Below are 1,957 nucleotides of genomic sequence, written 5' to 3'. Positions count from 1 at the left end.
AGCCACGATCCGCGCCGTAACCACCCTCACGACGAGGACCGCGATCATCACGCTCACCGAACGAACGCCGGTCATCGTCACGACGCGGACCACGATCACCGCCGAATCCACCCTCACGACGCGGACCACCGTACCCACCCTCACTGCGCGGGCTGCGGTCGTCACGGTTACGGAAGGATCCCCGGTCGTCATCACGACGCGGACCACGATCACCGCCGTACCCGCCCTCACGACGAGGAGCACGATCATCGCGGTCACGGAACGAACGCCGGTCATCGTCACGACGCGGACCACGATCACCGCCGTAACTACCTCTCGGGGCGCTGTCACGGTTGCCACCGCGGTCGTCCCGGCCGCGGAATCCAGGCCGCTCCGTCTGGTGTCCCCGGTCCCGCGACGAGTGGCGGTCGTCACCATCACGCCGCTGTCCACGGTCGTTGGAGCGCTCGCCGGAACGGAACGGACGGTCGCCCCTGGTTTCGCGCTCCTCGCGCCCGCGGGAACCGGCCTCACCCTCTGTATTTCTGGGCGACCGCCTTTCCTCGCTGTCGCCGCGCCCGGACTGTCCGCCGTCCGATCCGTTATCTCTGTTCACTTCTGGTCCATTTCGTTGGCTCACTCAGCGAGATCCGTACGCAAATCACGGTCTGCCGTGGCTGGTCGCCGCCCGCCCTCGGGCCTTACGCGACGAAGGCCACCCGTGGGGGCGGCCCGCTCCTTCTCAGCGTAGCAAGCTCCAGAACGTCCACGCGCCTGACGAGAGCCTTATTGAGTCGCCTCCAAGACGTACGTCCGGAACACTGCTATGCATGTCACTGCGCTTCCACGAGATCGCCGAGTCCAGGCACCGGATACTGAACCCCCTCACGGACGACAAGCTCAACCTGCTGGGGGAGATCTGCGGCATCACCCCGGAAACTCGCCAGCTGGACCTGGCTTGCGGCAAGGGAGAGTTGCTGGCTCGCTGGGCATCCCGCTACGGCCTGACAGGGGTCGGCGTGGACATCAGCAAGGTCTTTCTCGCTGCTGCCCGAGACCGCGCCCACGAGCTCGGAGTCTCCGAGCAGGTGACCTTCGTCGAGGCCGACGCCGCAGAATACAAGGACAAACCAGGAGCGTACGACATCGTCTCCTGTCTCGGTGCGACCTGGATCGGCGATGGTCTGCTCGGCACTCTCGACCTGATGCGCCCACCATTGCGTGCCGGCGGGCTGGCCCTGGTCGGTGAGTGCTACTGGCCGACCCCTCCCCCAGACGAGGCTTACGAATCACTCGGAATCACCCGGGACACGTTCACTTCGCTCGCGGGCACGGGCGAACGGTTCGAAAGCGCCGGCTTCGAACTGGTGGAAATGGTCATGTCCAACGTGGACAGCTGGGACAGGTACGTAGCCAGCCAATGGTGGACGCTCAGCGAATGGCTCCAGCACAACTCAGAGGATCCCGACGCTCCGGCCATTCGTGACTTCCTCAACCAGTCGCGGCGCTCTCACCTTGAGTACGGCCGGCAGTACCTGGGATGGGGTGTCTTCGTCCTCCGCTCCTAGAACCGGACGATTTCCCGGTCGACGACCGCCACCTCCTGAAAGACCATCCCTGAAAGCCCCGGAAACGCGAGAAGGGCCCCACCCAACGGTGGAGCCCTTCTCAAACAATTGTCCGGCGGTGACCTACTCTCCCACACCCTCCCGAGTGCAGTACCATCGGCGCTGGGAAGCTTAACTTCCGGGTTCGGAATGTAACCGGGTGTTTCCTTCCCGCCATAACCGCCGTAACCCTATGAAACAAACAAACAACACACGCTGTTTGCAGTCTCAGAATTGCCTAGTGGACGCGAGCAAGAAAGCTTTGAAGTCAAGTCCTCGGCCTATTAGTACCGGTCAGCTCCACACGTTACCATGCTTCCACCTCCGGCCTATCAACCCGGTCGTCTACCGGGAGCCTTACCCACTCTCGT

The 1,957-nt window shown here is 63.6% G+C and carries 2 protein-coding genes and 2 rRNA genes; 1 reads left to right on the top strand and 3 read right to left on the bottom strand.

Features of this window, described 5'->3' with window-relative positions; genetic code table 11:
- Positions 1 to 300 (bottom strand): hypothetical protein (locus IEY82_RS25900; protein ID WP_189126826.1); only part of this gene is annotated, 300 nt, incomplete at its 3' end.
- Between the two features lie 509 nt (positions 301 to 809).
- Between IEY82_RS25900 and IEY82_RS25895 the strand changes: the two genes are divergently transcribed.
- Complete coding sequence (locus IEY82_RS25895) at positions 810 to 1,547, top strand: SAM-dependent methyltransferase (RefSeq protein WP_189126825.1); 738 nt, start codon at positions 810 to 812, stop codon at positions 1,545 to 1,547.
- A gap of 110 nt (positions 1,548 to 1,657) precedes the next feature.
- Here IEY82_RS25895 and rrf read toward each other — a convergent pair.
- Both rrf and IEY82_RS25885 read right to left on the bottom strand, forming a co-directional pair.
- Positions 1,658 to 1,774: ribosomal RNA gene (rrf, locus tag IEY82_RS25890) — 5S ribosomal RNA — on the bottom strand.
- A gap of 76 nt (positions 1,775 to 1,850) precedes the next feature.
- Positions 1,851 to 1,957, bottom strand: a 23S ribosomal RNA gene (locus IEY82_RS25885); the annotation flags it as partial.

The organism is Nonomuraea cavernae (assembly GCF_014646355.1).
Taxonomy (GTDB): Bacteria; Actinomycetota; Actinomycetes; order Streptosporangiales; family Streptosporangiaceae; genus Nonomuraea; species Nonomuraea cavernae.
The sequence above is the reverse complement of the archived record's forward strand: the minus strand, read 5'-3'. Positions and strand labels throughout refer to the sequence as shown.

Bases quoted from the DNA above. Each gene is read 5' to 3' on its own strand.
- IEY82_RS25895 (WP_189126825.1), top strand. From the start codon at position 810: ATGTCACTGCGCTTCCACGAGATCGCCGAGTCCAGGCACCGGATACTG.